Origin of the sequence: Streptomyces sp. R11 (genome assembly GCF_041051905.1) — a bacterium.
Classification (GTDB): domain Bacteria; phylum Actinomycetota; class Actinomycetes; order Streptomycetales; family Streptomycetaceae; genus Streptomyces.
The window spans coordinates 6,692,634-6,715,192 of sequence record NZ_CP163432.1 but is presented as its reverse complement, the minus strand read 5'-3'; the positions used below and the strand labels follow the sequence as shown (position 1 = coordinate 6,715,192).

At 67.0% G+C, this 22,559-nt stretch carries 23 protein-coding genes; 10 read left to right on the top strand and 13 right to left on the bottom strand.

All coding sequences use genetic code 11. The annotated features are described in order from the left end of the window. Nucleotides 1–58 precede the first annotated feature (58 nt). The gene (locus tag AB5J55_RS31040) at nucleotides 59–454 is read right to left on the bottom strand and encodes a hypothetical protein (RefSeq protein ID WP_363032262.1); all 396 of its coding nucleotides are present in this window, start codon (nucleotides 452–454) and stop codon (nucleotides 59–61) included. Nucleotides 455–493: 39 nt separating this feature from the next. On the opposite strand from AB5J55_RS31040, the gene AB5J55_RS31035 reads away from it, so the two are divergent. The 4 genes from AB5J55_RS31035 to AB5J55_RS31020 all read left to right on the top strand — a co-directional run bounded on the left by AB5J55_RS31035 (nucleotide 494) and on the right by AB5J55_RS31020 (nucleotide 8,845). Continuing rightward, nucleotides 494–1,147, top strand: a complete 654-nt coding sequence (locus tag AB5J55_RS31035; protein WP_369273780.1) for a hypothetical protein — start codon at nucleotides 494–496, stop codon at nucleotides 1,145–1,147. Nucleotides 1,148–1,340: 193 nt separating this feature from the next. Beyond that, nucleotides 1,341–6,851 (top strand): toxin glutamine deamidase domain-containing protein, encoded by a 5,511-nt coding sequence (locus AB5J55_RS31030; RefSeq protein ID WP_369273779.1) that lies wholly within the window; start codon nucleotides 1,341–1,343, stop codon nucleotides 6,849–6,851. A gap of 71 nt (nucleotides 6,852–6,922) precedes the next feature. After that, entirely contained in the window at nucleotides 6,923–7,930 is a 1,008-nt protein-coding gene (locus tag AB5J55_RS31025) for a hypothetical protein (RefSeq protein WP_363032272.1), read from the top strand. 378 nt (nucleotides 7,931–8,308) lie between these two features. Next, on the top strand, nucleotides 8,309–8,845 hold the full coding sequence (locus AB5J55_RS31020) for a hypothetical protein (RefSeq protein ID WP_363032274.1): 537 nt from the start codon (nucleotides 8,309–8,311) through the stop codon (nucleotides 8,843–8,845). A gap of 111 nt (nucleotides 8,846–8,956) precedes the next feature. On the opposite strand, the gene AB5J55_RS31015 is transcribed toward AB5J55_RS31020, so the two are convergent. The 6 genes from AB5J55_RS31015 to AB5J55_RS30990 form a co-directional block, all read right to left on the bottom strand. Then, nucleotides 8,957–9,280, bottom strand: a complete 324-nt coding sequence (locus AB5J55_RS31015) for a hypothetical protein (RefSeq protein WP_369273778.1) — start codon at nucleotides 9,278–9,280, stop codon at nucleotides 8,957–8,959. A gap of 181 nt (nucleotides 9,281–9,461) precedes the next feature. Beyond that, complete coding sequence (locus AB5J55_RS31010) at nucleotides 9,462–9,746, bottom strand: hypothetical protein (RefSeq protein WP_365064189.1); 285 nt, start codon at nucleotides 9,744–9,746, stop codon at nucleotides 9,462–9,464. Nucleotides 9,747–9,869: 123 nt separating this feature from the next. Further along, complete coding sequence (locus tag AB5J55_RS31005) at nucleotides 9,870–11,000, bottom strand: hypothetical protein (RefSeq protein WP_369273777.1); 1,131 nt, start codon at nucleotides 10,998–11,000, stop codon at nucleotides 9,870–9,872. 65 nt (nucleotides 11,001–11,065) lie between these two features. Next, complete coding sequence (locus tag AB5J55_RS31000; RefSeq protein ID WP_369273776.1) at nucleotides 11,066–11,479, bottom strand: hypothetical protein; 414 nt, start codon at nucleotides 11,477–11,479, stop codon at nucleotides 11,066–11,068. Nucleotides 11,480–12,042: 563 nt separating this feature from the next. Further along, a complete protein-coding gene (locus AB5J55_RS30995) occupies nucleotides 12,043–13,128 on the bottom strand; it encodes a PE-PGRS family protein (RefSeq protein WP_369273775.1) in 1,086 nt (361 codons plus the stop codon). A gap of 20 nt (nucleotides 13,129–13,148) precedes the next feature. After that, the gene (locus AB5J55_RS30990; protein WP_363032285.1) at nucleotides 13,149–13,475 is read right to left on the bottom strand and encodes a hypothetical protein; all 327 of its coding nucleotides are present in this window, start codon (nucleotides 13,473–13,475) and stop codon (nucleotides 13,149–13,151) included. 211 nt (nucleotides 13,476–13,686) lie between these two features. Between AB5J55_RS30990 and AB5J55_RS30985 the strand changes: the two genes are divergently transcribed. Together AB5J55_RS30985 and AB5J55_RS30980 are read left to right on the top strand one after the other, a co-directional pair. Beyond that, entirely contained in the window at nucleotides 13,687–14,184 is a 498-nt protein-coding gene (locus AB5J55_RS30985) for a hypothetical protein (RefSeq protein WP_369273774.1), read from the top strand. Between the two features lie 43 nt (nucleotides 14,185–14,227). Beyond that, a complete protein-coding gene (locus tag AB5J55_RS30980) occupies nucleotides 14,228–14,845 on the top strand; it encodes a hypothetical protein (protein ID WP_369273773.1) in 618 nt (205 codons plus the stop codon). A gap of 127 nt (nucleotides 14,846–14,972) precedes the next feature. Here AB5J55_RS30980 and AB5J55_RS30975 read toward each other — a convergent pair whose 3' ends face one another. The 3 genes from AB5J55_RS30975 to AB5J55_RS30965 are packed head-to-tail and all read right to left on the bottom strand — an operon-like array spanning nucleotide 14,973 to nucleotide 15,867. Next, the gene (locus AB5J55_RS30975; protein ID WP_369273772.1) at nucleotides 14,973–15,233 is read right to left on the bottom strand and encodes a hypothetical protein; all 261 of its coding nucleotides are present in this window, start codon (nucleotides 15,231–15,233) and stop codon (nucleotides 14,973–14,975) included. Next, on the bottom strand, nucleotides 15,230–15,511 hold the full coding sequence (locus AB5J55_RS30970; RefSeq protein ID WP_369273771.1) for a hypothetical protein: 282 nt from the start codon (nucleotides 15,509–15,511) through the stop codon (nucleotides 15,230–15,232). Before AB5J55_RS30970 ends, AB5J55_RS30975 begins: the two co-directional genes overlap by 4 nt. Continuing rightward, nucleotides 15,508–15,867 (bottom strand): hypothetical protein, encoded by a 360-nt coding sequence (locus AB5J55_RS30965; RefSeq protein WP_369273770.1) that lies wholly within the window; start codon nucleotides 15,865–15,867, stop codon nucleotides 15,508–15,510. Before AB5J55_RS30965 ends, AB5J55_RS30970 begins: the two co-directional genes overlap by 4 nt. A 968-nt stretch (nucleotides 15,868–16,835) precedes the next feature. On the opposite strand from AB5J55_RS30965, the gene AB5J55_RS30960 reads away from it, so the two are divergent. From AB5J55_RS30960 to AB5J55_RS30945, 4 genes are read left to right on the top strand one after another with little or no spacing between them, the layout of a single operon-like run. Then, on the top strand, nucleotides 16,836–17,138 hold the full coding sequence (locus AB5J55_RS30960) for a WXG100 family type VII secretion target (RefSeq protein ID WP_369273769.1): 303 nt from the start codon (nucleotides 16,836–16,838) through the stop codon (nucleotides 17,136–17,138). Next, complete coding sequence (locus tag AB5J55_RS30955; RefSeq protein ID WP_369273768.1) at nucleotides 17,135–18,544, top strand: putative T7SS-secreted protein; 1,410 nt, start codon at nucleotides 17,135–17,137, stop codon at nucleotides 18,542–18,544. Before AB5J55_RS30960 ends, AB5J55_RS30955 begins: the two co-directional genes overlap by 4 nt. Nucleotides 18,545–18,546: 2 nt before the next feature. Next, nucleotides 18,547–19,074 (top strand): hypothetical protein, encoded by a 528-nt coding sequence (locus AB5J55_RS30950; protein ID WP_369273767.1) that lies wholly within the window; start codon nucleotides 18,547–18,549, stop codon nucleotides 19,072–19,074. Then, the gene (locus AB5J55_RS30945) at nucleotides 19,074–19,748 is read left to right on the top strand and encodes a hypothetical protein (RefSeq protein ID WP_369273766.1); all 675 of its coding nucleotides are present in this window, start codon (nucleotides 19,074–19,076) and stop codon (nucleotides 19,746–19,748) included. The genes AB5J55_RS30950 and AB5J55_RS30945 overlap by 1 nt, the downstream gene beginning before the upstream one ends. 122 nt (nucleotides 19,749–19,870) lie before the next feature. Here AB5J55_RS30945 and AB5J55_RS30940 read toward each other — a convergent pair whose 3' ends face one another. The 3 genes from AB5J55_RS30940 to AB5J55_RS30930 form a co-directional block, all read right to left on the bottom strand. Continuing rightward, on the bottom strand, nucleotides 19,871–20,335 hold the full coding sequence (locus AB5J55_RS30940) for a hypothetical protein (RefSeq protein WP_369273765.1): 465 nt from the start codon (nucleotides 20,333–20,335) through the stop codon (nucleotides 19,871–19,873). A gap of 173 nt (nucleotides 20,336–20,508) precedes the next feature. Then, complete coding sequence (locus tag AB5J55_RS30935) at nucleotides 20,509–21,486, bottom strand: WXG100 family type VII secretion target (protein WP_369273764.1); 978 nt, start codon at nucleotides 21,484–21,486, stop codon at nucleotides 20,509–20,511. Continuing rightward, a complete protein-coding gene (locus tag AB5J55_RS30930) occupies nucleotides 21,486–21,797 on the bottom strand; it encodes a type VII secretion target (protein ID WP_363032302.1) in 312 nt (103 codons plus the stop codon). The genes AB5J55_RS30935 and AB5J55_RS30930 overlap by 1 nt, the downstream gene beginning before the upstream one ends. Between the last annotated feature and the right edge of the window lie 762 nt (nucleotides 21,798–22,559).

Genomic DNA, 22,559 nt, shown 5'->3' with positions numbered 1-22,559 from the left:
CGACTGGTCCGTACGGCCTGAGTCGGCCCGCGGCTCGCTGACCGGAATGTCCGGCGAGTCAGGGCATCGCGTCCGCCAGCGACGCGCCCGCCGCCGCCAGAATGATCGCCATCATGGCCAGGCGGGTGCGGGCGCGCCGCGCCAACTCCACGCTGAGGCCGGCGGAAGCGAGGCTCACGCAGTACATCGCGGTCCCCACGCTCGCCTGGGTACCGCTGTTGAGGCGTCCCACGATCACGAAGAGGCAGACCAGCGCCACCAGCGCCCCGGCGGCCATGAGCCCACCGCGAGCGCTCCGCGCCTGCTGCGACCGCCGGCTCGCGAACCCCGGATCCGACTGCATGGGGAAACTCGCCCGCAACTCGTCCATCTCGGGCGGGACCGGATCGCCCTCGTCGCCTCGCAGCTGCGTCTGTACGTGTTCCCCGCCGAGTTCCCGGCCGTGCGTCGTCATGGGGAGGCAGCGTAGGTCAATTCGCTAAGCTCACGCACCATGTTGCCTTCGCACACGCCCTCCCCCGCGCCCGACGCCATGGTGATTCGGACCGGCCGTCGCGGCGCCATGACCGGCCTCCCTTGCTCCGTCCTGCTCATCGCGATGGGCGCGGTCGGCGTCGTCGGCGCGGTCGTGGTTGCTACCGGGAACCAGAAGGGGGAATCCAACCCGGCGGGTTACGTGGGCCTCGTGTTCATGCTGCTGCTCGGTGCGCTCGGCGTGTTCCTGTTCATCGCCAACTGGGCGAACCGTCGCAGCCGGATCCTCGTCGACGCCACCGGCCTGTGGGTCGAGAACGGAAAGCTTCGCAACGTCATCCCCTGGCAGGGGCTCGCCGGAGTCGGCCTGTACTGGAGCAAGTTCGGCCGAAGCCAGAAGGTCCACTCCCTCGAACTGTTCCCCGCCGGCCCGATCGACCGGGACGACCCCGTCCTGTGGACCCTCGTCCGCGACGAGGAACCGTTGCACCCCGACCTGCCCCGCCTGCGCCACCGCCTCCCCTTCCCCGCGCCCTGCCGACAGGAACTCGTCTCGGCGGTCCAGCAGTACGTCCCGCACATCTGGCTCGGCGAGTCCGAACGCGCCGAGGGCCACGTCGGCCGACCCGACGTCAAGGGACACCGACAGCGCACCCAGGGCCGTACACAGTGAACGGTCGGCCGCCCTGCCGCTCGCTTCCGGCAACAGCGGCGACCTGAAACGGACTTGTGACAGCAACCCCCTGAAGTTGCCGGCCGGTGAGTCCGTAAACTTTGCGGACGGCTGTACTCCTGTGTGATTTTCCCTCACGGGTGAGGGAGTTGTACGGCTGTGTTGTCTGACGGGGGTGCTTACTGCTGTGTCGATGATGCTGCCGGACGAACTCGAGTGGGTTCTCCAGATGCTGGGCTACAACTGGCCTACGGCGGACGAGGACAAGCTCAGAGACTCGGCCGACCTGTGGCGCAAGTTCGGTGAGGACGTCACCGACCTGCACACCAAGGCCAACACCAGCGCCCGCACGGTGACCGCCAACAACGCCGGCGAGTCGATCGACAAGTTCACGAAGACGTACGAGAAGTTCGACGGCGGGGGCGGCGACGGCTACCTCCGTAACGCCGCCGAGGCCGCCTTCCTCATCGCGAACGTGATGGAGACCTGCGCCTACCTCGTCGAGTTCGCCAAGTGGGCGGTGATCGCCCAGCTGATCGCCCTGGCCATCCAGATCGCCGCCGCGGCCGCCGCCGCGCCTTTCACCTTCGGTCTGTCCTCGGTAGCGGGAATGGGCGCCACCCAGGCGGCCCGCCTCCTCGTGCGCCGTATCCTCGACGAGCTCAAAAAGGCGCTGCTCGAGGCACTCATCGAGACCATGAAAGAGCCTGCGATCTCGGCGATCGAGGCGATCATCACCGACCTCATCCGCCAGACGGTGAACGTCGGCTTCGGTGCCCAGGAGGGCTACGACGTCGGCGCCACCATGAAGGCCGGTGGCACGGCGGGCCTTGAGGCCCTGAAGCAGAGCCCGCAGACGTTCGCCGAGGGCGTGCGCGACAGCATGGGCAAGAAAGCGGGCGACCGCTTCCACCACGCGATCGACAGCCGTATCGACGGGTACAACGGGCCGTCCGGGACGCCGGGCAGCAACAGCGGTGCCGGTGCCGACGGGAGTGGTGACGGCAGCGGCGGGAGCGGGGACTCCGGCTCGGGGAGTTCCAGCTCCAACTCCAACTCCTCCTCGGACTCCGGGTCGTCCGGGTCGTCGGACTCGTCGGACTCCTCGACGTCGTCGCGTTCGAGCAACGGCAGCGGGCCGGGGACGAACATAGGCAGCGGGATATCGGCCGACACCGGCGGCAACGACATCGGCGGACCGAATGTGGGGCCGGGCCCCGACTCCGGCTCGGGATCCGATTCCAACTCCGGCTCCGGGCAGAATCCGTCCTCCTCGGACACGCCGTACTCGAGGCCGTCGGTGGCCCCGTCTGGGTCGTCCCTCTCGGACTTCGACGACCCCTCGTCCGGTGGGCCATCGGCCAACTCTCCCAGTTCCAACGGTTCGTCGGGCACGCCGAGCTCGTCCGGTCCATCCCACTCCGGCGGTGGTTCCGGCGTATCCGGCCTGTCGTCCCCGAGCCCCCAGTCCACGCCCTCGTCGGGGGCCACGTCGTCCGGCGGTACGTCCTCCTCGCCGGGGAGCGGCTCGATCGGCACCCAGATCGACGGCCTGGCCGCCACCGCTCCCACCCAGTCCAACGCCGCACCGGCGCCGGCAGCCGACTCGTCTCCCTCCGGTTCCGGCGGCCGTTCGGACGGCGGCTCGGCCATGCCGACGTCGCCCACGGCGCCTTCCACCGGGGGTGCGACACCGGGTGGGCAGCACAGCCCGGGCGCCTCCGGCGGCTCCAGCACGCCGTCCGCCACAAGCCCGAACGCCAACTCCGCCCCGGCGAGGAATCCTTCCGCCGGCACACCTGGCACGCCGTCGGCCACGGGGACGGGGCCGGCCTCCACTCCGAGCGCCACGCCTTCTGCGGCGCCTCGGAGTACGCCGGCTGCGACGCCGGGCGGTACGCCTGCCTCAACGCCGGGCAGTACGTCTGCCTCAACGCCGGGAAGTAGGCCTGCCTCAACGCCGGACGGACGTGCTCCGGGGGCGGGGGACGGCCGTACGCAGGGTACGCAGGGCACGCCGGATGGTCGAATACCGGCCCAGCGGCCCGGGGGTACGACCCCGGGCGAGGGCAGCACGCCGCGGAACACTCCCGGTACGACGCCGGGCGACCGTACTCCACCGCGCAGCGGCCCCGGGAACACCTCTCCGGGCGACGGCAGCACACCTCGCAGCAACTCTGGGAACCCGACTCCGAGCGACGGCAACACGTCCCGCAACAACCCCACGAACACGACTCCGGGCGACCGCACTCCTCCCCGCAACAACCCCGCGAACACCAACCCGAGCGACGGCAGCACACCTCGCAACAACGCCGACTCGAACAGCGGCACCCGTACCCAAACCCCGGGCCACAACCCGAGCACGACGACGCCGAACCAGAACCCGGCCCAGTCGACGCCCCCCAGGGCCGCATCGCCGTCCACCGGCACGCCCACGACGACGCCGTCCACCTCAACCGGCGGCGGGCCCGAGCGCTCGTCGACGCCGAGCAGCAGTACGCCGCACACCTCCACACCGAGCAGCGGCAGTCCGGGGTCCTCGACGCCGAGCAACAGCAACCCGAACTCCTCGACGCAGCCGGGCCACGCCACTCCTGGCACGCCCGGCACCCAGAACCAGCCGAGTACCGGTTCGCCCGCCACCCCCTCCAGGCCGCCTCACCAGCCGGCGGGGAACACGCCGAACACCCCCAGCACTCCGCAGCAGCCAGCCGCACAACCGCACAAGTCGGAGAACACACCGCCCGACTCGCAGCAGCAAAAACAGCACCATCAGGACGTGACAGCGGTCCCGATCCACACCGTCGTCACGACACCGCCCGCCTCCGACTCCCCGTCGCACGCGGACTCCGCCACACCCCAGCCCCCGGGCTCGCCCCAGGCCAACCCCGGCAACTCCCAGAACCAACACCCGCAGCAGGACAGCCTGGACGACATCCGAGCCGACCTGGACCACCACCCGGGTGGCCTGTCCCAGCCCGATCCCGCCGATCAGCAGGCTCTGGCCGACGCGGTCCCGCACAACGAGGACGGCACCCCGGAACGCTTCCCCGACCCCTTCGGCCCCTGGACACAGCTCCAGAACGACGGCGGCAACACGGTCCCGGGCCGCAGCAACAACTGCGCAGACTGCTCCCGCTCGTTCCTGGAGACCTGGTACGGCAACCCCCAGGTCTCAGCCCCACGAACTGTCGACCTCGACGAGAACGGCAACCACAACCCGTTCACCCCCGAGGACAACGCGAACGACAACCAGATCCGCTGGACCGGCGCCGCCCACACCTACGCCGGACCCGGCGGCGACCCCAACACCGCCAACAACATCGCCTCCACCCTCCAGCAGGCCGGACCCGGCTCAGCGGCCATCGTCCAGGTCGACTGGCCCGGCGGAGGCGGCCACGCCTTCAACGTCGTCAACCACGACGGCAACATCGTCTGGATCGACACCCAGAGCGGGGAAGTCAGCAACCAGCCGCTCCACATCGACCAGGCGGAACACGTCTGGCACATCCCGCTGGACGCCGACCGGAATCCGATCGACACGAGCCAGCCCCACACCCAGAACTCCGAGCACGCCCAGCAGGGTACGGACACGTCGCAAGACGGCGGTGACAGTGCCCAACCGAACACGACCGACGCATCCGACGGTCCCGAGAACAAGCAGACCGACGACCCGGCCCCTTCTGGTGAGACACCCGCCCATGCGCCCGGCGAGAACGTCCCGCACTCAGAACCCGCAAACACCGTAGACAGGCCGTCCGTCAGAGATGCGGACGGACATAGCGAAGAGGGCGCGCTCAGCCCCGAGTCACGACCGTCGGATCCGCCGTCGGACCGGCCGTCGGACCGGCCGTCGACAGGAGAACTTCCCGACGCCGCACGGGGGTCGGACTCCGGCTCCGCACGCGGTGAAGGTGAGAACGAAGCCGGAGACAACCGGCGCACACCCCCTGGCCAGGACGGCGCGTCGCAGTCGGACAACGGCACTCGCACCAACGTGGCCAACACGCTCGATCCCGACAGGACCACCACTCCGGCACCTGGGACGCAGGCCTCTTCGCCGAGCGACCGCTCCGACACCCCCGCCCGCCAGGCACCCGATACCCCGGCAACCGATCGGCCCAGCAGCCAGCAGCCTCCTGTCACGGGCTCCCACGCCGCCTCGCAGCAGCACAACCCCACCGCGCGGTCGGCCGACCCACGCGGGCAGGACCCGTCCAACCGGAAACCGCACACAAACGAACGGCCGGACTCCGAGCGCGACACCACGACGCGCCCCGACGGCCGAGCGGAGACCACCCGCGACGAGGCACCCCGCCAAGGACCCCGAAACCCTGCTGGGCAGGACCCTCACCAGCACGACGACCCCACAGATTCGACGGGCGACAAGGACAGCGCCAAGGATCCCGACGACCACCCCTACACCGACCCTCACGACCGAGGCACCAGTGACACCGCGGACGAAAGCCGCCGGGTGACCGAGGACGGGCCGGACAGCGATGTCTCGCGCACCCATGAGACACCGGAGGGTGACAAGTCCAAGGAGTACGGCCTTGAGCCCGACGCGCTGCAGCAAAGGCTGCGACAGGAGCGGGACGTCCACAGGGTCGAACTCGACCGGGTCCACGACCGACTCAACCGCTGGGCGGAGTCGGGCGAGCTCGGGAACGTTGTGCGGGCGACGAACGGCAGCGGGCCGAATGCCAATCCTGGCGGAGCACGTAGCTTCACCAGGGAGCAGTTGAGCGAAAGTCTCACCGGCTTCCGTGACTTGTCGCGTGGAGAGCAGCAGGCCGTTGTGGCGTCCCTCGCAAGGCTCAGCCTCTCCTTCCACCAGGAGCACGCGGTGGGCCGCAGCCCGGAACGGATCGCGAATCCCTACCGGAACGAGGGCGAGGGCGAACCCGACAAGGACACACCGGACCGCGGCGCGAAGATCTCCAAGGAGTCGCTCGGTGTGCGGCTGCATCGCATGGCGATGAACGCCTTGTTCAAGAAGGCGGAATTCAAGAACCTCGAAACCGACGACCTCAAGGAAATCAGGCGGCACGGACCAGACTTCAGCGGAAAGAACTACGCAGTCCTGGAGGTGCAGGGACCTCCACCGGAGAGCGATGTCCATTACATCGTGGACTCGTCTGTTCCGGCCAACCAGAACCTCAAGGGGGTGCAGCCACGACATTCGGAGCGACACCTGCTTGACTGGCTCAAGCGTATGGACCCGGACGGATCAACGTACACACCCATCGGCCTGTACACCGAACGTGAACCATGCGGGCAGGGCCAGGGCCACGCTAAATGCTCCGACACTCTCCGGGACAAGCGGCTGGATGGCATACCGATCCACTACAGCACGACTTACCGTGACGACCCCGTGGGTGTGGACACCCGTGGAGACATGGCAGATGACAAGAAGGACGCGCTCAAGCAGATGAAGGGCATGTCCGATCAGGAATCCAAGCAGCACGCAGAAAAGGTGTGGCGCGAACACTACAAGGACGACCAGGAAGGTCTCGAAAAGGCGCTCAAGAAGCTTGAGGACAAGACCGGTGACAAGCTCATGAAGGCCATCAAGAACGAGTTCGACAGCCAACGCAAGGGGACCACGACTCACAAGGAGGACGCCATCAGCGCCGAATTCGACCGGCACATCGGCGCCCTCCAAGGAACTTGGGGCAAGCTGCGTGACGACATTCTCAGCTGAACACACCCATGGAATGACTGTCCGCCAACGCCCTTACCAGCCCGCCACGCACCACAACTAGGCTGTGCGTCATGCCAGACACCATCAACGCTCTTGTACGGGACCTCTCCGACGATGATCGGAGCGTGCGGCAGGCCGCGGAGGACGGTCTGGTCGCCCTCGGCATGCAGGCGGTCGACAGTCTGCTGCCCCATGTGGGAGTGGACGGTTCATCCCGGCTGAAATGGAGTGCCGAGTCCGTCCTGCAGAGGCTGGGCGACGAGGCATTGCCACGCCTGCGGGAGATCCGGAGCCACGGTCCCGGGGGTCTGCGCAGCAACGCCCTGAAGGTACTGGTCGACCTGGGTGGCGCCGAGTACCTGGACGAGGGTGACCGGAGTGCCGTGGAGCGGCTCGTGCGGGTCAAGCTCAAGAACGAACTCCCGGTGAGGGTCCCGTCGGAGGCCGGTCGCTGGCTCGCCTTCCCGGCGGAGCGAGTCGACGACGCCGTAGCCGCTCTCGGCCTGCACGATCTTCGGCCGGCCACCACGATCATGGGCGTGGCTGCCGCCACCCAAGCCACCGACTCCCTCGAGTTCCAGAGTTCCCAGGGAAAGGCTCGGACCGCGTACCGGGTGTTCATCACGCCGGCGTTCGAGACCTGGCTCTCCGAAGTGCCGATCCAGAACTGGCGGATGCTGTGGGGCAATTCGTTCATCGATCAGCTCGACGGCTTCACACTGGCCGACAAACTCAGCGAGCGATGCGGTGAGGCTCACTTCTACGTCATCGACCCCTACAACTCCGCCGAGAACTGGTACGTCGCCCGCGAAGGTCACCGGGTCCGAAGCTTCGGCAGCTACGACCTCCCGCGGTTCCGGGGAGAACCACTGCCCTTCGAGGTGGAGTACAGGGAAGACGCGGACGAGGACGAGGCGGAGGAATACGCAGAAGGTGTTCCTTACGCCCTGACGGCAGCCGACATGCTCTCGGTCGAGCCCGGCCGCATGCCGGCGTCCAGCACCCACGGCCATGGCTGGCTCGCAACCACCCACCCCGACGTACCGAACTCCCGCTTCAAGGGGGCCTTGCCCATCTGACGCCCGCCCTGTGTGCACGGGCCGGCGTGAAACCCTCGGGGAGAGTTCCGGTTGCTGCTCGCCGCTCTCCCCTCTGTCCCCTGAGCGCCCTTCACGCCGCCCGCCCCAACCCCGACGGCCCCCTCCTGATCACACTGATAACTTGCTGTTCTTGCCTATTCACTCAGTGGGACTTCAATGAGCCAGCCACCGTTCCAACCGCCACCGCAACCGCCGCAACCCCCTCAGGACCCCAACAACCCATACGCTCAGCCCGCCCCGCCGCCCCCGCAGCAGCAGCCCCAGGGGTTCGGCCCGCCGCCCGCCCCCGGCCAGCCCCCGATGTACCCCGGGGCGCCCCCGGCGCCGGGACAGCCGTCGATGCAGCCGATGCAACCGATGCAATCCACGTATCCGATGCACCAGGCACCGCAGTTCCAGGCAGCACCCCCCTTCGGGCAGCGGCCGAACGCAAGCGGTCACCCGGTGGGCGCGGTCTTCCTCGGCTTCTTCGTGTCGGTCATCGTGTCGATGCTCTACAGCGGTCTCATCCTGGCCACGTACAAGGACCTGTCGCTCACGACGGCCAACACCCTCTACCTGGGGCACGCGCTGATCAACGGAGCGATAGTCGGCTTTCTGATCGGCACGGTGGCTCACCGCAACAACGGCGCTTGGATCAGTGGCGCCATCATCGCCGCGCTCGGCGCGTTCTTCGGCTACACCAACGCCATCCCGCTCGTCTTCGCCGACGCGGATTCGCCCAGTGCTGTCTGGGACATGGTGAGGTACGAACCCTTCTGGCCGGCCAAAGCCTGGTGGACCGACGAATCGGCCGACGCCGTCGACTGGTTCTCCCCGCTCGGCCTGGTGCTCGCCGCGGCCGCCGCCTGGGGCCTCGCCTACCTCATCGGCAGCAGGCGCCGACAGGTGTGACATCGCATCAGGTACCGGTCCTGGCCATCACCTGATGCCCCGGCCCCGGTCGGCAGCCTGGTCCGGTCTGGCGCGAGCCGATGTCGACTCACGCCGGCCTGCCTGCCTGCCTCAGCGAAACGCCGGGCTGTCGCCGAGGCCCGCGAGCGCTGCTCCGATGCACGCGACCATCATCGCCCAGCGCGTGTGACCGGCCCGCGCGAGCACGAAGCCCCATCCACCGAGGGCCACCCCCACGCCGTACGTGGCGACCCAGACGCCCAACGCGTCACCCTGACCGAGGCGCACGACGATCAGGGCAAGGCATACGACGGCGACCAACCCGGCGAACACCGCGTACTTCCCTCGCGCCTGCCGCGCGTCACGCCGCCGCTCCTCCACGAGCCCCGATCTGCCCTGGGCATCGAACTGCGCCCGCAGGTCGTCCGCGCTCACCCCGGAAGAACCGCTGGAAAGCGGCTGCCCGCCCGTCCCTTCAGGCCTGTTGGCCGCTCCACCGCTACCCGTAGTCATGGCAGTGCAGCTTAGCGGTGACGACCGGTGGCCCGCCGGAGTGGTCCAACGGATGGCGCGACAGGGCGTCAAACCGCCCCAGACGCCGCGGAGTTCGTTCGCGCTACGCCCCCTCAAGCGACGCCAATACGAACGACAACGGCAGCGTGGCGACGGCGAGAGCAAGCCCCGCCGCGGCCAGGCCCGCACGGATCTCCCGCTTGCCCCGGACGCCCAGGTAGGCGGCGATCAGCGGCAGGACGCAACACAGGAGCAGGCTGAAGTGCCAGCCCTCCTCCGTGATGAAGAAGACCATGGCGCCCAGGCAGACGGGCACCGAACTGACGCTCAGGACCTGGCTCCGAGAAAGGAAGAGCTCAAGGTCGCCGGCCCCACCGAAGAAACTCATGACCCGGACCGCTCTCTCCTCGTACTCCTGCTTTTCCCGCTACTCCTGCGACTCCTGGCGCCCAAACCGCTCACACCCTCATGCCACTCATGCCCGCTCATGCCCTGCCAGGCCTACTCACCCTCATACCGCGGCATGGTCGTACCCACCGGTACCCACCTGCGGAAACCCGTCCGCCGCCGAGAACCCGTTGACGGCCGCCGACATGACCACCCCGAGCGCGGCCAGCGCCGACGCGAAGGTGTCGAAGGTCTTGGCCGCTTCGGCCCACATCTGCATGAGCCGGATGGCCTGTGCCGCGGCCAGGGCGAACATGGCAATCGAGGCGGCCTGCCCGCCGACGGGAATGGCGTTGACTGCCTGCGCCGCGAGCAGGTTGACCAGCCAGATGACGAGCAGATCGCAGAACATCACCAAGAACGACTTCAGAAACTCCGCGAACTGGAACGCCATCTGCGCCGCCTGCGCATAACACTGCTGCAGGGACTTGAAGGTCTCCTTGATCTCGTCGAGCTTCTTGGTGAACTCGTCGAAATACACGCTGGCAGCGTTCGCGGCATTGCCGTCCCAGGTCACACCCACGTTCTGGGTGCCCTTGCGCACATTCGCGGACACCGAGTCGCAGAACGACGCGAGGTTGCCCCATACGTCGGAGCAGTCGTTGTACTTGTTCCAGTCCCCGAAAACCCAGTTCGTGCAGACGCCGAAGGGGTCGAAGTCGAAGAGCAGCTTGGACGCCTCCACGGCCATCGCCGAGGGGCTGCCCAGGTCGAGGACGCTGCCGAGCGTCTTCTGCACGGGATTCATCTTGTACTCGTCCGCGTGGCCCGACGCGTACTTGACGATGGGGTTACTGGGATCACCGGGCGGCTTCAGCGTGTCCGTGGCGTCGCTGGCGTCGGAGAAGTCGTGCGCGTCACCCCCGGAACTGCCGTCCGACACCTTGGAACCGGGGTAGGTGGCGTCGAGTTTGGCCGCCTCGCCGCTGTCCGTTTCCCGGTAGTACTTGGCGGTGCCGGTCAGCTCCTTCTCGGACGACTCCAGCAGGCTCTTGACCTTCTCCAGAGCCTTCTTGGCCTCGCTCACATACTGATCGTGGTCACCCGCGACCAGATCCCAGGCCTCACCACCGACCGACTTCTCGATCTGTGCATGGGTGCCGGTGTACGAGACAGCCTGCGCACTGCCGTCCGCGGCGCGTCCCACCAGCTTCGAGAAGCCGTCGATCGCACCGGGTTCTACTCGAAAGCTCACATCTCCCCCATCGCCTGGATCAGCTCATACAAGGATCGGTACAAGGACCATCAGGACAAGGACCATCAGTACAAGGACCAGCCGTGCCCGTCGTGACGCGATTTCGTGCCCGAGCGGTTCTCCGACTCCGTACGCCGCTCGTCATCGAGCTGCCGCCGTTCCTCCTCGAGCCGGCGCTCCCCGTCAGCGGCGAGCGCCTCACGCTCGCTGTCGGACATGGAGGCCCACTTCTCGGCCAGCGGCGCCGACTGCTGCACCGCCTCCTCGGCGTACGCCGACACATCGGCCGCCTCGCGCAGCCCCATACGTCCGGAGAGGACCTCCTGAGCCATCTCCTTGAGCGCAGCGCCTCCCAGCCCCGAGGCGAGATGCTCCAGGGACTGCCGCAGGATCTTGGCCTGCGCGGCGTCCTGCTGGGTCATCTCCAGAAACTCGGAGTCGTCTACGCGCTTGTCGGAATTGTTCGCGGCGCTGTCCAAGAGATACCTCATCGGGGAGGGTCGGCGTGTCTCGACCGGCGTGAACCTACCAACGCATCTGCGAACGCTTCAACACACGGTCGCCGCAGCAACCGGGTGTTCGGTTTCAACTCGAGGAGGGCGGGAGCTTGTTGGTCTTCGAGAGGCTACTGGGTTTGCGAACTTGATCATTCACCATGGCCGGATTACCTATGCCCCGAATTCTCCAGTTCGCCGAATTCATCCTGCCTCTACGCAATGCCCGCTTCGCAGATTTGGCAGGTGCGGCACCTGTTCATGATCACTTCCTTGCTCACTCTCGGCGCGGAACCGATTCGAAGTGCCTCAACCGGCCCGGGAACGCCGAGGCAATACGGCTCCAGCCCTGACCGCCGAAGTGGACCGAGCACCACGAACCGTCTCACGGCTACGTCCCGTGCACTCACCCGAAACGTCCCTCACAGTCCTGGACCCGGAACGCGCCGGCCGCCGCCGTTATTGCCCTGCTCGTCGCCCGCGAATGCAACGCACCGGGGCGCGGCGCTTGAGAGCCGCTCGCCACGAGCGGTGATGTCCGCGACACGTCATCCGAACTCGTTGCGAGCCCAGTCATCCGCACGCCCCGACGGGTTGGGGGACCCTGAAGTACCGGTGTCAGCAGAAGTACCGGTGGAACCGGAACCCGCTGCGGCAGTACTGGGCGCGGCGGTACTGGCCGCCGCCCCCTCGGACACCGACGTGGTGTTGGCGTCCCCGGAACCGGCCCCATGCCGGGCCAACGCATCGACCCCGTGCTGCGCCCGATCCCCGACCGCCCCGCTGACGGTCTCCTTCGCGTGGCCCACATACGTGGCCGGATCCGCGTAGCCGGCGAGTGCCGACCCCTCTCCTCCGGTGACCTCGTTCTTGAGGCCGTCCACATAGTCGCCGACTGCCGTCTTGGCGACGTCCGTCGTCTCTCCGAGATCGATGCCGGACCGTGCGTCGAAGTAGGCCTCGATGCCCTGCTGACCGAGGTTCTGCGCCATTCCGACGGCGGCCTCGCGGGCCTTGTCCTTGGCGGCGTCGACCACCCGCTCCTGGACGAACTGCTTGACCTGCTCCTTGACGACCTTCTTGGCCACCTTCTTGAGGGCGTCCATGGTGACGTGCTCCATGGCCTTGGTGATCGCCTCCATGACCTCCTTCTTGAGGCGGTCCAGCAGTTCCCGGACGATCAAGCGCGTGGCCTGCGTGGCGCCCAGTGCGCCGACCTCGGACAGCCCGAAGGTGAAGGGGGCCGCCGCCTGCGCGGCGATGATCTCCATCGCGAGGGCGATGAGCTGCACGATCACGGCCAACTTCGCCGTGAGGACCGCCACCGCGGCCACGTCGAAGGCCAGGGCGATCACGTCGCACGCGGTTCTCGCGTCAGGGATGTAGCGATCCTCGCCGTTCGCGCCCGTGTACGCGCCCCAGTCCTTGCTGAACCCCTCGATCGCGGTACCGAAACTGCTGGAGACGACGGTGCGGGCGAAGCCCTCGCCCTGCGCCTGGATCTCTTCGAGCTCCTTGCCGAAAGCCCGCCAGGCCTCGGCGACCTGATGCAGCGCTTCCTCATCGGCCTCGGGCCAGCTGTAGCCGAGGAGGTCGAGCACCCAGACGAGCTCGCCGGGAAGTGTGAGCGACATGTCAATAGTCCCGAATGCGCCTAGAGTTGACCGGAGATCCTGTCCAGCAGGCCACTGTTCGACGCGTCCGATGCGTCGTAGTCACGTGCGTTGTCCTGCAGGTTCTGCCCGATCTGATGAAGCCGCTCCGCGAGGCTGTCCATCGACGTGAAGATCCCGTCACGAATCGGCGTGTAGACCTGCCCGAAGATTTCTCCGAAATCCGCATCCGCCCAAGGCTCCCCGATGCCTTCAAGGGCACCCTGAAGCCGCTTGGACGCGGTCGCGAAATCACCCCCGAGAGTGGCGAATCGCTGCCCTTGCTGCCGGAGCACATCCGTGTCCACGTTAAAGGTTTCGAACGTCATGACGCTCCCCCGAACTCCCCTTGCTGTACGTCATATTGCACGACAGGCGGATAGCTTAGACTCCTCGCGCACGACCCGAAAGTCGGCCGGTCAAGAGATCGTCAAGGAATTCAAAGGGACGCCCAAAGTGGTGACAGCTCAGCCGCGTTACAGCAGTACAGGGGCCCGGTGGGCGGGAAGACGCCTCGGATTTGGACTGCTCCTCGCGGCCGTGGCCGTCGCCGCGGTGACCATTCCGGAACTGCGCAGTGAACTGGACGGCGACGGCACCGCGGGGACCCTCACGATTTCTTCATGTGAGACGCACACGAAGACCCACTACGGCACGCATCGGCGTTCGCCAGAACTCCGTTTCAGTTGCACCGGGAACTGGACGGCTCAACAAGGCGGGACCACTTACCAAAATGTAGAAGTGGACACTTCGTCGCGTTTCGAATCCGGTGCGAAAATCCCGGTCGTACAAGTGGACGGCACTTTCGAGCGGCCGCAGGACCGTGACCCCGGAGACGACGCCGCGATTCTCGCGCTCTGCCTCTCCTTGCTGTCGTTCGGCATCCACTGCCTCCTCACCGGCTTCGGCTCCCGCAACGGCCCCGGCTTCGCGGCCTCCTGGAACTCCTTGCCGGCCCGGACCATCACCGGTCCCCTCCTGGGCGGTCTGTTCGCCCTGGGCGTCCTGACAGCACTCGTGTGCGCATTCGCCCTGTGATGCCCGTATCCATACTCTTCCGCACTCTGAGGAGTCACCCCCAATGGCACAGCTGCACGGGAACGCACCGACGAACGCCACCCCGGAAGGGCGCGCGGGCCTCGGCCGCCTCATCGGCGCGGGCCTCATCCTCGTGAGCGTCGTCCTCCTGGCCCTCGGCGCCTACCTCGGCCCGTACTCGTACGCCACCGCCAAACCGGGCAAGCTCACCGTGGAGACCTGCACCGTCGACTACAAGTACCGCTCGAGCTCGTCGAGCACCTCCAGCAGTTCGCGGAAGGGGACCAAGACCAAGTGGTGCTACGGCACTTTCACCACCGCCGACGGCAGCACCAAGGACCTCAACGCCGAACTCAGAAGCGACGCCCTGTACCAGCGCGGCGACGTCCTCGACGCCTTCAAGACCGGCGACACCTCCTACCAGCAGGACCACGGCTGGGTCGGCGCCATCGCCGTCGGCTGCGCATGGTGGTTCGGCGCCCTCGTCCCCCTCGGCATCGGGATCCTCGGCATCACCACCGGCTTCGCCTTCGGGGGCATCTCCGACTTCCGCCGCGCGAGGGAGGCCGCGAGCCGGCGCCTGCTCGGCACCGTGTTCGTGATGATCGCGGTGGGGGTGGTCGGGTTTGTCGTCAGCTTGCTGGTGACGTTCTTCGTGTGACCCGAGCTTGGACCTTACGTCGCACCCAGGTGGCTCCCCGAGGCGATGGTCCCGATGCGAATCGGCAACAACCGCCTCAGGGAGCTTCGCCGGCACAGAGGGACTGCCACGAGCCCCACCATGAGAGTCAGACCTGGAACGGTCCCGACGGAGGAACGGTGGCCGGTGCACCGCCGCCAGTCCTGCGCCGCCCCAGCAACACCAGAAGCAGCCCACCAATCAACATCAGGAGCCCCACACCGGCGGCGCCCAAACCGGTGAGCCACACTTCCTGCTCCATCGCCGGATGGGTCGTCCGGGGCGTACCCACAGGGGAGGCGAAGTGTTCCTTGCCCTCGTATTTCACCGGCACCGTCTTGTCGTCCGGCGGCGAGGCCGCAGCCTTCACAGCGGAGCCGGCGTCGATCTGCCCGTGTCCTTGCGGTAGTCGGGGCCGGTGGTCACCCGCCCCTTGACCGCAGGGTGGTCAGCCACCACTCCGCTGTCCAGGACAGCCACGGTGACGCCTTCGCCCTGACTGAGCTGCTGCGCTGCTGAAAGGCCGAGGGCCTCGCCTTCCCACCCCAAGGGCGTGGTGGCGGCATGTGCGGCGGCCATGGGCAGTGCACAGATGAGACCGGTCAGTGCAGCGCCGACGACGGCCGTCCTCATACGTCGGTTGGTCACGACTCCGCACCCCCGAGCTGGAGATCATCCAAGTGAAGTCGGAACATCCTGACCAGGATTTCCGCCTCGGCGTACCAGGACTCCCGGTCGGTCATCACTTCAACTTCGTCTTCCGCCCAGTCGCCCGGCAGATTGCCGGCAAGTCGCCCGTTGACAGCACCCACGGTGGCAGCGACGGCGTAGGGCAGGTGTTCGCCGGCAGTTGCGTCCAGCGCCGACCCGTTTCGCCCGAACTTCTTCCACTCGGCGGCCGGAGTGCCCCGCACTGCCAATGGAGCCACCGCCCCCTCGTTCTCCATGCCCTCGCAGGCCTGAGCGAGCTCCACCTTCTTCGAGATGTCTCCGGGCAACACCACGAGTGCGATCGTTTGCCACCACGTCCCCGGTCGGGTCGACATACGTCGCGCGCAGCACGGCCTTGCATCCCAACTGCTCCGCGCTCGCAAGCGCCTTCGCCGTCAGTCCCTTGCCACAGGACGTTTCAGGGGAGATGCCGAGCCGACGCCAGTACGCGTACTTGGGGTTGGTGAGATCTCCAAGGCGCCCGTCACGGCCGCCAAGGGTGTCCGGAAAGATGCTGTCGGCGGGTTCGTCCGACCAGATCGCCTCTCCGTACTCGGGATTGGCCGGCGTCTGCTGGCTGTTGCTGTAAGCATGCGCCGCGAGTGCCCCGCCTCCCACGAGTGCGAGGACACCGAACAGGCCAAGGAGCGAACCAATCACGATACGAGCTGTGCGCGCACCCCGCCGGAGGGAGCAGGGGCAACCGCCGGCGGCATTCCTGGAGAAGGGGGCGGCATTGGGACCTGCCCCTGCCACCCCTGTTGCTGTGGCTGTTGCTGCCACCCCACTTGCTGGGGCGGCTGCCCATACGGGTTGGCGCTGCCCGGGTTTGCGGGCGGCGGCGGATAGGACATGGGTTTCCTCACACGTCTGCCGGTGAGGGGCATGATGCGCGGCTCGATCACGTGCGACGGAGGTCCACTCCCTCGGCTGCCCTGCAACCGGGTTACGCCTCTGAGCTCAGCACAGGAGCAACTCCCGCCCCCTCAAGCGCATCATCCCCGTTCAGTCACGAGACACCTTATGGCGTTCGCTAACGCAGAGGCGCACCACCGGGCGGGCCCTGCGGCGGCGAGGTACCACGTTCCAGTGCTGCAAAGGTAGTTGTCCGCTTCGGCCACGACTCCCGTACCCGCTGACATGGAGTCGTGAAGGTTCTGCGAACGCGCAAACCCTCGATCTGCTCTCACAGACCCATTGGGTAGCGTGTGGCGACAGCAAGTTGACCTGCGCCTTTGCAAGACAGGGGGATGCCGGCGCCATGGGAGCGGGCTTCAAGGTAGACATATCCGAGCTGGACACGTTGGTCAGGGAACTCCACCGGAGTCAGGACGAGATGCGTTCCGCGCTCAACGCTCTGCGTGACACCGGTCCGAAGACCACGGGGAGCAAGGAACTCGACAACGCCTGCGACGAGTTCCACGACAGCTGGGACGACGCGATCACGAAGATCGCCGAGGGTACGCAGGCCATCGAGGACGGACTGAAGAAGACCCGCGACACCTACCGGGACGTCGAGACGGCCCTGCGTGACGGCTTCGCCGGGAAGGGTGGCACGCAGTGAGCAGCGACTCGTACCCCGCCCTCGGCTTCGATCCGGCACCGGGCAACCCCGGCAACGTGGATTCGCTGGCCGCCCGCACCAGGAAGGCAGCAGCCGCACTCGACAACGCGCAGAACAGCATCAAGCGCCTGACTGGGAACGTCACTTGGGCTGGAGACGCCGCCTCGGCGTTCTCGAAGAAGGTCGGGGAACTCCCCCGCTACCTGAAGGACAGCCAAGAGGCGATGAGTACGGCGTCGTCGGAGCTGACGAAGTGGCGCGCGGCGCTGGCCGACTACCAGAACACAGCCCGAACGTACGAGTCGCAGGCCAAGGAAGCCAAGGGGCAGGTCGGCTCCGCGGAAAAGGCCAAGGACACGGCGACGAGCCGCTACAACCAGGCAGCCTCCGATCCCGCGTTCCGTCTCAGTGGCCAGTACTTCACCGGCCCCGCTCTGCAGGACGCACAAGCAAGGATCGACGCGGCGAGCGCCCGGCTGCAGCAGGCCGATGGCGACCTGTCGACAGCCTCCGTGCGGCTTGACCAGGCCGAGCGCGAGCTCGAGGAAATCGTCAAGAAGGCTGAGCGGCTGCTCGAGGAGCACCAGTCTCAGGCCCGGGGCGTCGCGGGTCAGCTACGCAAGGCGACCGAGAACGCGCCCGATCCGGGGTTCTGGGAGCGACTTGGCGACCAGTTCCAGAAGCTCGGGCACGCCATCCAGGAGTGGTGTGCCCGGCACAAGGACCTCCTGAAGAGCATCGGTGACTGGCTGAGCAACATCTCCGCCGTCCTCGGTGTCCTGGCACTGCTGACCCTGTGGTGTCCGCCGCTGTCCGGGGCTCTCGCGCTGGCGAGTGCGGGGTTTTCGGCGGGCGCGCTCCTGGCTCATGGAGCAGCCAAGATCGGTGGTGCGGATATCGGGCTGATGGACCTGGCGGGCGACGCCCTCGGCGTCGTTCCGGGCGCGGGTTTCGCCAAGACAGCCATCACCGGCACGGCGAAGGTCGTGGTGCGCGCGGAGAAGGCCGGAGAGCTGGTGACATCCGTCGACGGCGCGGCAAGGGCCGCTCGGCTGGGAAAGCTCGTGGATGACGGAGTCGCAACAGCGGAAGACTTCGGCCGGGCGGGGAACCGCATCCTCCGCGGCGCCGAGGGCCAGATCTTCGAGGCACAAGGCGCCGCGAACAAGGTGAAGCTCGCCTGGGAGAATTCGGTGGCCAAGAACATGGGTGCCTCGATGGGCGAGACCGGGCTGAACACCATTGTCGCGAACACTCCAGGGCTCAGGAACCTTGATTCCCTGCAAGCAGCGATACGTGCCGACGGAACCGTGGACCCGACCTCGTGGTGGTCGAAGGGCCCGCAACTCGCGATGCAGGTGCCGGGCACTGTCAGCGGCATTTACGACAGCGTGACGGGGGAATAGCCATGGCAGCCACTCCGCACTCCGAGTCGGTCGCGGACGCGGTCCTTCCATTCCCTTCGAGACTGGGACTTCTGCTGTGGTTCGTGCTGCAGTGGGTGCTCATCCCGGTGGAGTTCGTCGCCAAACTCGTCTGGCTGCTCGTGGTCATCTTCGGAGATGGCCATGAGGACGATCTGATGCGGCTCCTCAACGCTCCCGCCCGGTTCCTCTCGCCCAGCAAGTTGGCACTCCGCCTCTCTCGCAACCCGGCCAAGCACGAGGCACACCTGGACAGGGAGTTCGCCCGGCTCGCCGCAGAGATCGAGCGCCAGCAATTCGGCTGGCGCACGACGATCTACCACTTCGTCACCCTGGCCCCCATGCCTGACGGCGCACGCGTGAAGGGCGTCGCGCTGCATCCCCGTGAGTTCCGAGGGACCCCGGTCAGTGCGCTGACCCGCCTGGCGCACAGGCACCACCTCGCCCTGGACGTACCTACAGATCTACGTCGCGGCGTGAGTCTGCGGCCAACCCACAGGAAGACGCTTTGATGTCCGCCGCGACCACCGAGCTGCACTTGGACGTTCCCGGTGGGTTTCACTCACTGGGACTCGACCTGGACGACGAGGAGCGCCAGGAGCAACTCTGGTCCATCGCCGAGGAGGTCTGGCCGCACGGCACCGATTTTCAGCGCGAGGTCACCTTCCACTCCTACCGCGAGATGGCCGACCACGCACTCGCCGAGAACTCCTTCTACGCCGGCTTCTGCCTGGACGAGACCCCGGACGGCCGCCTCACCACCGCGTCACTGCTGGCCCGCCTCGACCCGCTGGACGAACCTGACGCGGAACTGTCGGTGCGCGGCCTCTTCGAGGCGCTCTCCGCGAACGACAACAACACGGTCGAGGAGTTCCGCGTCCCGGCAGGGCCAGGTGTTCTCGTCCTGTGCGGCATCGAGTGGCAGTCTGACCCCTCCGATGCAACGGCTCCCTCCCTGCCACTGGCCAGGGCGGACGTGTACCTTCCGCTCCCCCGGATGCAACGACTCCTCGTCCTGAGCCTCACCACACCCTCCCTGCCCGATCTCCCCTTCTACGTCTCGTTGTTGTCGAAGACCGCACACGATCTGACGGTGTCCAGCGGAGCCGGGGGCGCCCCCTCCCCGGGCGACGGAGACGAGCAGGGGCGTAGCGCTGCCGATCACGTGAGGGCGGACTTCGGATAGCAGTCCGGATCGCGGGGCGGCCTTCCTGACGCTCCCTCACCCGTCGAAGGACAGCACCGCCCGGGACCGATCGAGCCGGTCCCGGGCGGGTTCACTTCACGTCGGAGCTCACGACGGTGCGCTCATCTCTGATACGGAAGCGGGTCAAGGTGACTCAACCGGAGCGGGAACGCGTCCGACATCCCGCTCCAGCCCTTGCCGCCGAAGTGGATCGAGCACCACGAACCGTCGACAAAAGCGATCTCATGGTCGCCGCCCACCACATCGCTGCGGTCACGGATGCAGGTCACGTTGTGAAGATCCGTGGCCCATCCCACCTCGGCCGGACCAGGATTGCCAGTGAAGGAACGGGCCTGTGACACGTAGACAATCTGCAGCCGGCGGTCGGTGACCTGCAGCATCACAGCCCTGTTGTTCTTGGTCCGAGGCAGCACGGCGCGGGCCAGATGGCCGGCCATGCTGTTCCAGCCGCCGTTAAACGGTTTGCCCGGCTTCTTCGGCTCACGCTCCGTGAACGCTTCGACGACCGCCTCGATCGGATTCCAGGTGATCTCGTAGAGTCGTGCGAACCAGAACACGGGGAGCATGGCCCAGCTCCCGAGCGTGCGTCGCTCGGATCGCAGAGCGCGCGGGCGGCGGAAATAACCGGGCATCGGTGCTCTCTCGGCCAATGAGACCCCGTGATCCGCACGTAGTACCTCACCCGCCGGCACCAGCGCTCTTGCCCGCTCGACCGTCTCCCGGCCGCGCTCGGTCCTGCTCACCCGAAATCGTCCCTTACTGTCCTTGTCGCACTCGAAGGAGTTACGTCCGTACGCTCACGGAGACTCTGCGGATCGGGGCGCTGATGGTACTCGTAGCGCTCCTCCGCAACCCCCGGCCCGTCCTCCAGAAGACTCTCCTGGACCGCTCCGGCCGGATCCGCGCCGATGACGTCCTTGACGACGCCCTTCACACCCTTCTTGACGACCTTGTAGCCCACATACATGGCAAGGTCGTTGGGATTGCGCACGGTGACTTCGTTGCCCAACTCGTCGCGCTTCTTCGTACCGCGAACGAAACGTCCGAGGCCGCCCTTGAAGTGCTTGGGGCCCTTACGCAGCGCATTCCGGAGCTTCATCATCTTACGCAGCAGTTGCATGCGCTTGGCGATGTCGGCCAGGGCGTCCGCCAGTTTGGCGGTGATCCTCACGGCCCTCGCGGCCCTGTGGGCGATGCCCGCAGCCGCGATGAGCGGACCGATGGCGGCCGCGGCGCCTGCCGTCAGGAGCGAGAGGATGGCCGTGGTAGCGGCGGCCGCGAGCGCGACCTCCACGATTTCCACGATGAGGTCGAGCATCAGCTGTTCGGCAGCCGCGCACTCCTGAGCCGCCATCTCAAGGAGTTCGGCCATGGTGTCCATGTCCGAGGCCTCGCCCATGAGGGCTTCCTCGAACTCGGTCATCATGCCGTCGAACTTCCCGAACGCCTCTCCCTGCCACTGGGTGGCCAGCGCCCGGCGGTCGGCGACCAGGTCCTCGACCACACCTCGTAGGTCATTGGCGGACTTGCGCCACTGGATCGCGGTCTCGGCGAGCAGCTCGTTGTCTCCGCTGACCTGCTCGAGGAGTTCGTCCAGGTTGAACTGCTCGAGGATGCCCCGGATGATCTCGTCGAGAACACCTGCGAGCGGGTTGCTCCAGTCCAGGACGAAGTTGATCCGGCTCAGGGCATCGCCGGCGACCTGTCCGGCGCCCATCAGTTGCCCCCGCCCATCATGCCCCGGTTATGCATCTCCGTTCCGTCGTAGGCCGCCGCGGAGTCCTTGAGCGCGTCGGCTATCGCGTACAGCGTGTCGACCGCGTCGGTGAGGTCGTTGCCGGACTCCTTGCGCTGCGTGTCGTAGTCGGCCTTCAACTCGTCCGACTGGGGCAGCTTCCCGAAGGTCTCCTGGGTGAGCTCCAGCTGCTGTGTACGGCTCCGAATGCTGTCGACCCGGCCGGCTGCGGCCTCGACAGCCTTCGCGTACTTGCGCAAGGCGTCGCCCTCGACATCGAATCCCCCGCTCATAAGTCCCCTCGTTTGTCCCGTACTTGAATGGCGACGGCGATCCGCCGACCATGATTGGCTTTATTTGATCACGGCCTCCGGGCCGTCGCTCCGGCGACTCGAACCTCGGATGCAGCTCGTGACTTACTGCCGTAGAGAAATCCGGAGCTAACCGACCACTTCACCCTGAAGCCCATTGGCGCACTTGGACCAAACGGGAGGAACACCGACTAGTGACCCCGCTGGCGGCAAAGCAACTGAGTGCAGAGCGGCCGGGAGCGGGGGGTGGCCTTGTGGCCGAATGCCTCATACCTGTACCGCTGCTGCTGGTGCAGGTCGGGCGAATTCCGCGCGGCGGGCGTGGTTCACCAGCGCCCCCGCGTTCGTCGATGTCATGATCGCGGCGAGGAGAGCGACCACCCCTTCGCGCACCCCCGCGGACTCAGGGAGAGGGGACCCGATACGCGCCCAGGCCTGCGCACAGCCTCCGGCCGCTGCCAAACAGGCGGGGATTGTTGGGCCCTTGGAGAACGAACCGAACATTACGGTGCGCACGGCTAAAAGCCACTCGGCTGAGTACGGCGGCGTCCTCGCGTCAGGGCCACGGCCTACTGCTGCGTCAGCTCGCCCGCAGCCCTTCTCGATTGAGGACGGGCTCCGCTGTCTACTGTCTACTGACCCTGATACGGGGGTTGTTGCGTGTAGGGGTTGGGGTACTGAGGCGCCTGTCCCGGAGGAGTGGGCTGTCCCTGCTGGGGAGCCGAGGGGTAAGGCGGCTGAGCA

Bases quoted from the DNA above. Each gene is read 5' to 3' on its own strand.
- AB5J55_RS31040 (WP_363032262.1), bottom strand. From the start codon at position 454: ATGACGACGCACGGCCGGGAACTCGGCGGGGAACACGTACAGACGCAG.
- AB5J55_RS31035 (WP_369273780.1), top strand. From the start codon at position 494: ATGTTGCCTTCGCACACGCCCTCCCCCGCGCCCGACGCCATGGTGATT.
- AB5J55_RS31030 (WP_369273779.1), top strand. From the start codon at position 1,341: ATGATGCTGCCGGACGAACTCGAGTGGGTTCTCCAGATGCTGGGCTAC.
- AB5J55_RS31025 (WP_363032272.1), top strand. From the start codon at position 6,923: ATGCCAGACACCATCAACGCTCTTGTACGGGACCTCTCCGACGATGAT.
- AB5J55_RS31020 (WP_363032274.1), top strand. From the start codon at position 8,309: ATGCAATCCACGTATCCGATGCACCAGGCACCGCAGTTCCAGGCAGCA.
- AB5J55_RS31010 (WP_365064189.1), bottom strand. From the start codon at position 9,746: ATGAGTTTCTTCGGTGGGGCCGGCGACCTTGAGCTCTTCCTTTCTCGG.
- AB5J55_RS30995 (WP_369273775.1), bottom strand. From the start codon at position 13,128: ATGTCGCTCACACTTCCCGGCGAGCTCGTCTGGGTGCTCGACCTCCTC.
- AB5J55_RS30990 (WP_363032285.1), bottom strand. From the start codon at position 13,475: ATGACGTTCGAAACCTTTAACGTGGACACGGATGTGCTCCGGCAGCAA.
- AB5J55_RS30980 (WP_369273773.1), top strand. From the start codon at position 14,228: ATGGCACAGCTGCACGGGAACGCACCGACGAACGCCACCCCGGAAGGG.
- AB5J55_RS30960 (WP_369273769.1), top strand. From the start codon at position 16,836: ATGGGAGCGGGCTTCAAGGTAGACATATCCGAGCTGGACACGTTGGTC.
- AB5J55_RS30950 (WP_369273767.1), top strand. From the start codon at position 18,547: ATGGCAGCCACTCCGCACTCCGAGTCGGTCGCGGACGCGGTCCTTCCA.
- AB5J55_RS30945 (WP_369273766.1), top strand. From the start codon at position 19,074: ATGTCCGCCGCGACCACCGAGCTGCACTTGGACGTTCCCGGTGGGTTT.
- AB5J55_RS30940 (WP_369273765.1), bottom strand. From the start codon at position 20,335: ATGCTCCCCGTGTTCTGGTTCGCACGACTCTACGAGATCACCTGGAAT.
- AB5J55_RS30935 (WP_369273764.1), bottom strand. From the start codon at position 21,486: ATGGGCGCCGGACAGGTCGCCGGCGATGCCCTGAGCCGGATCAACTTC.
- AB5J55_RS30930 (WP_363032302.1), bottom strand. From the start codon at position 21,797: ATGAGCGGGGGATTCGATGTCGAGGGCGACGCCTTGCGCAAGTACGCG.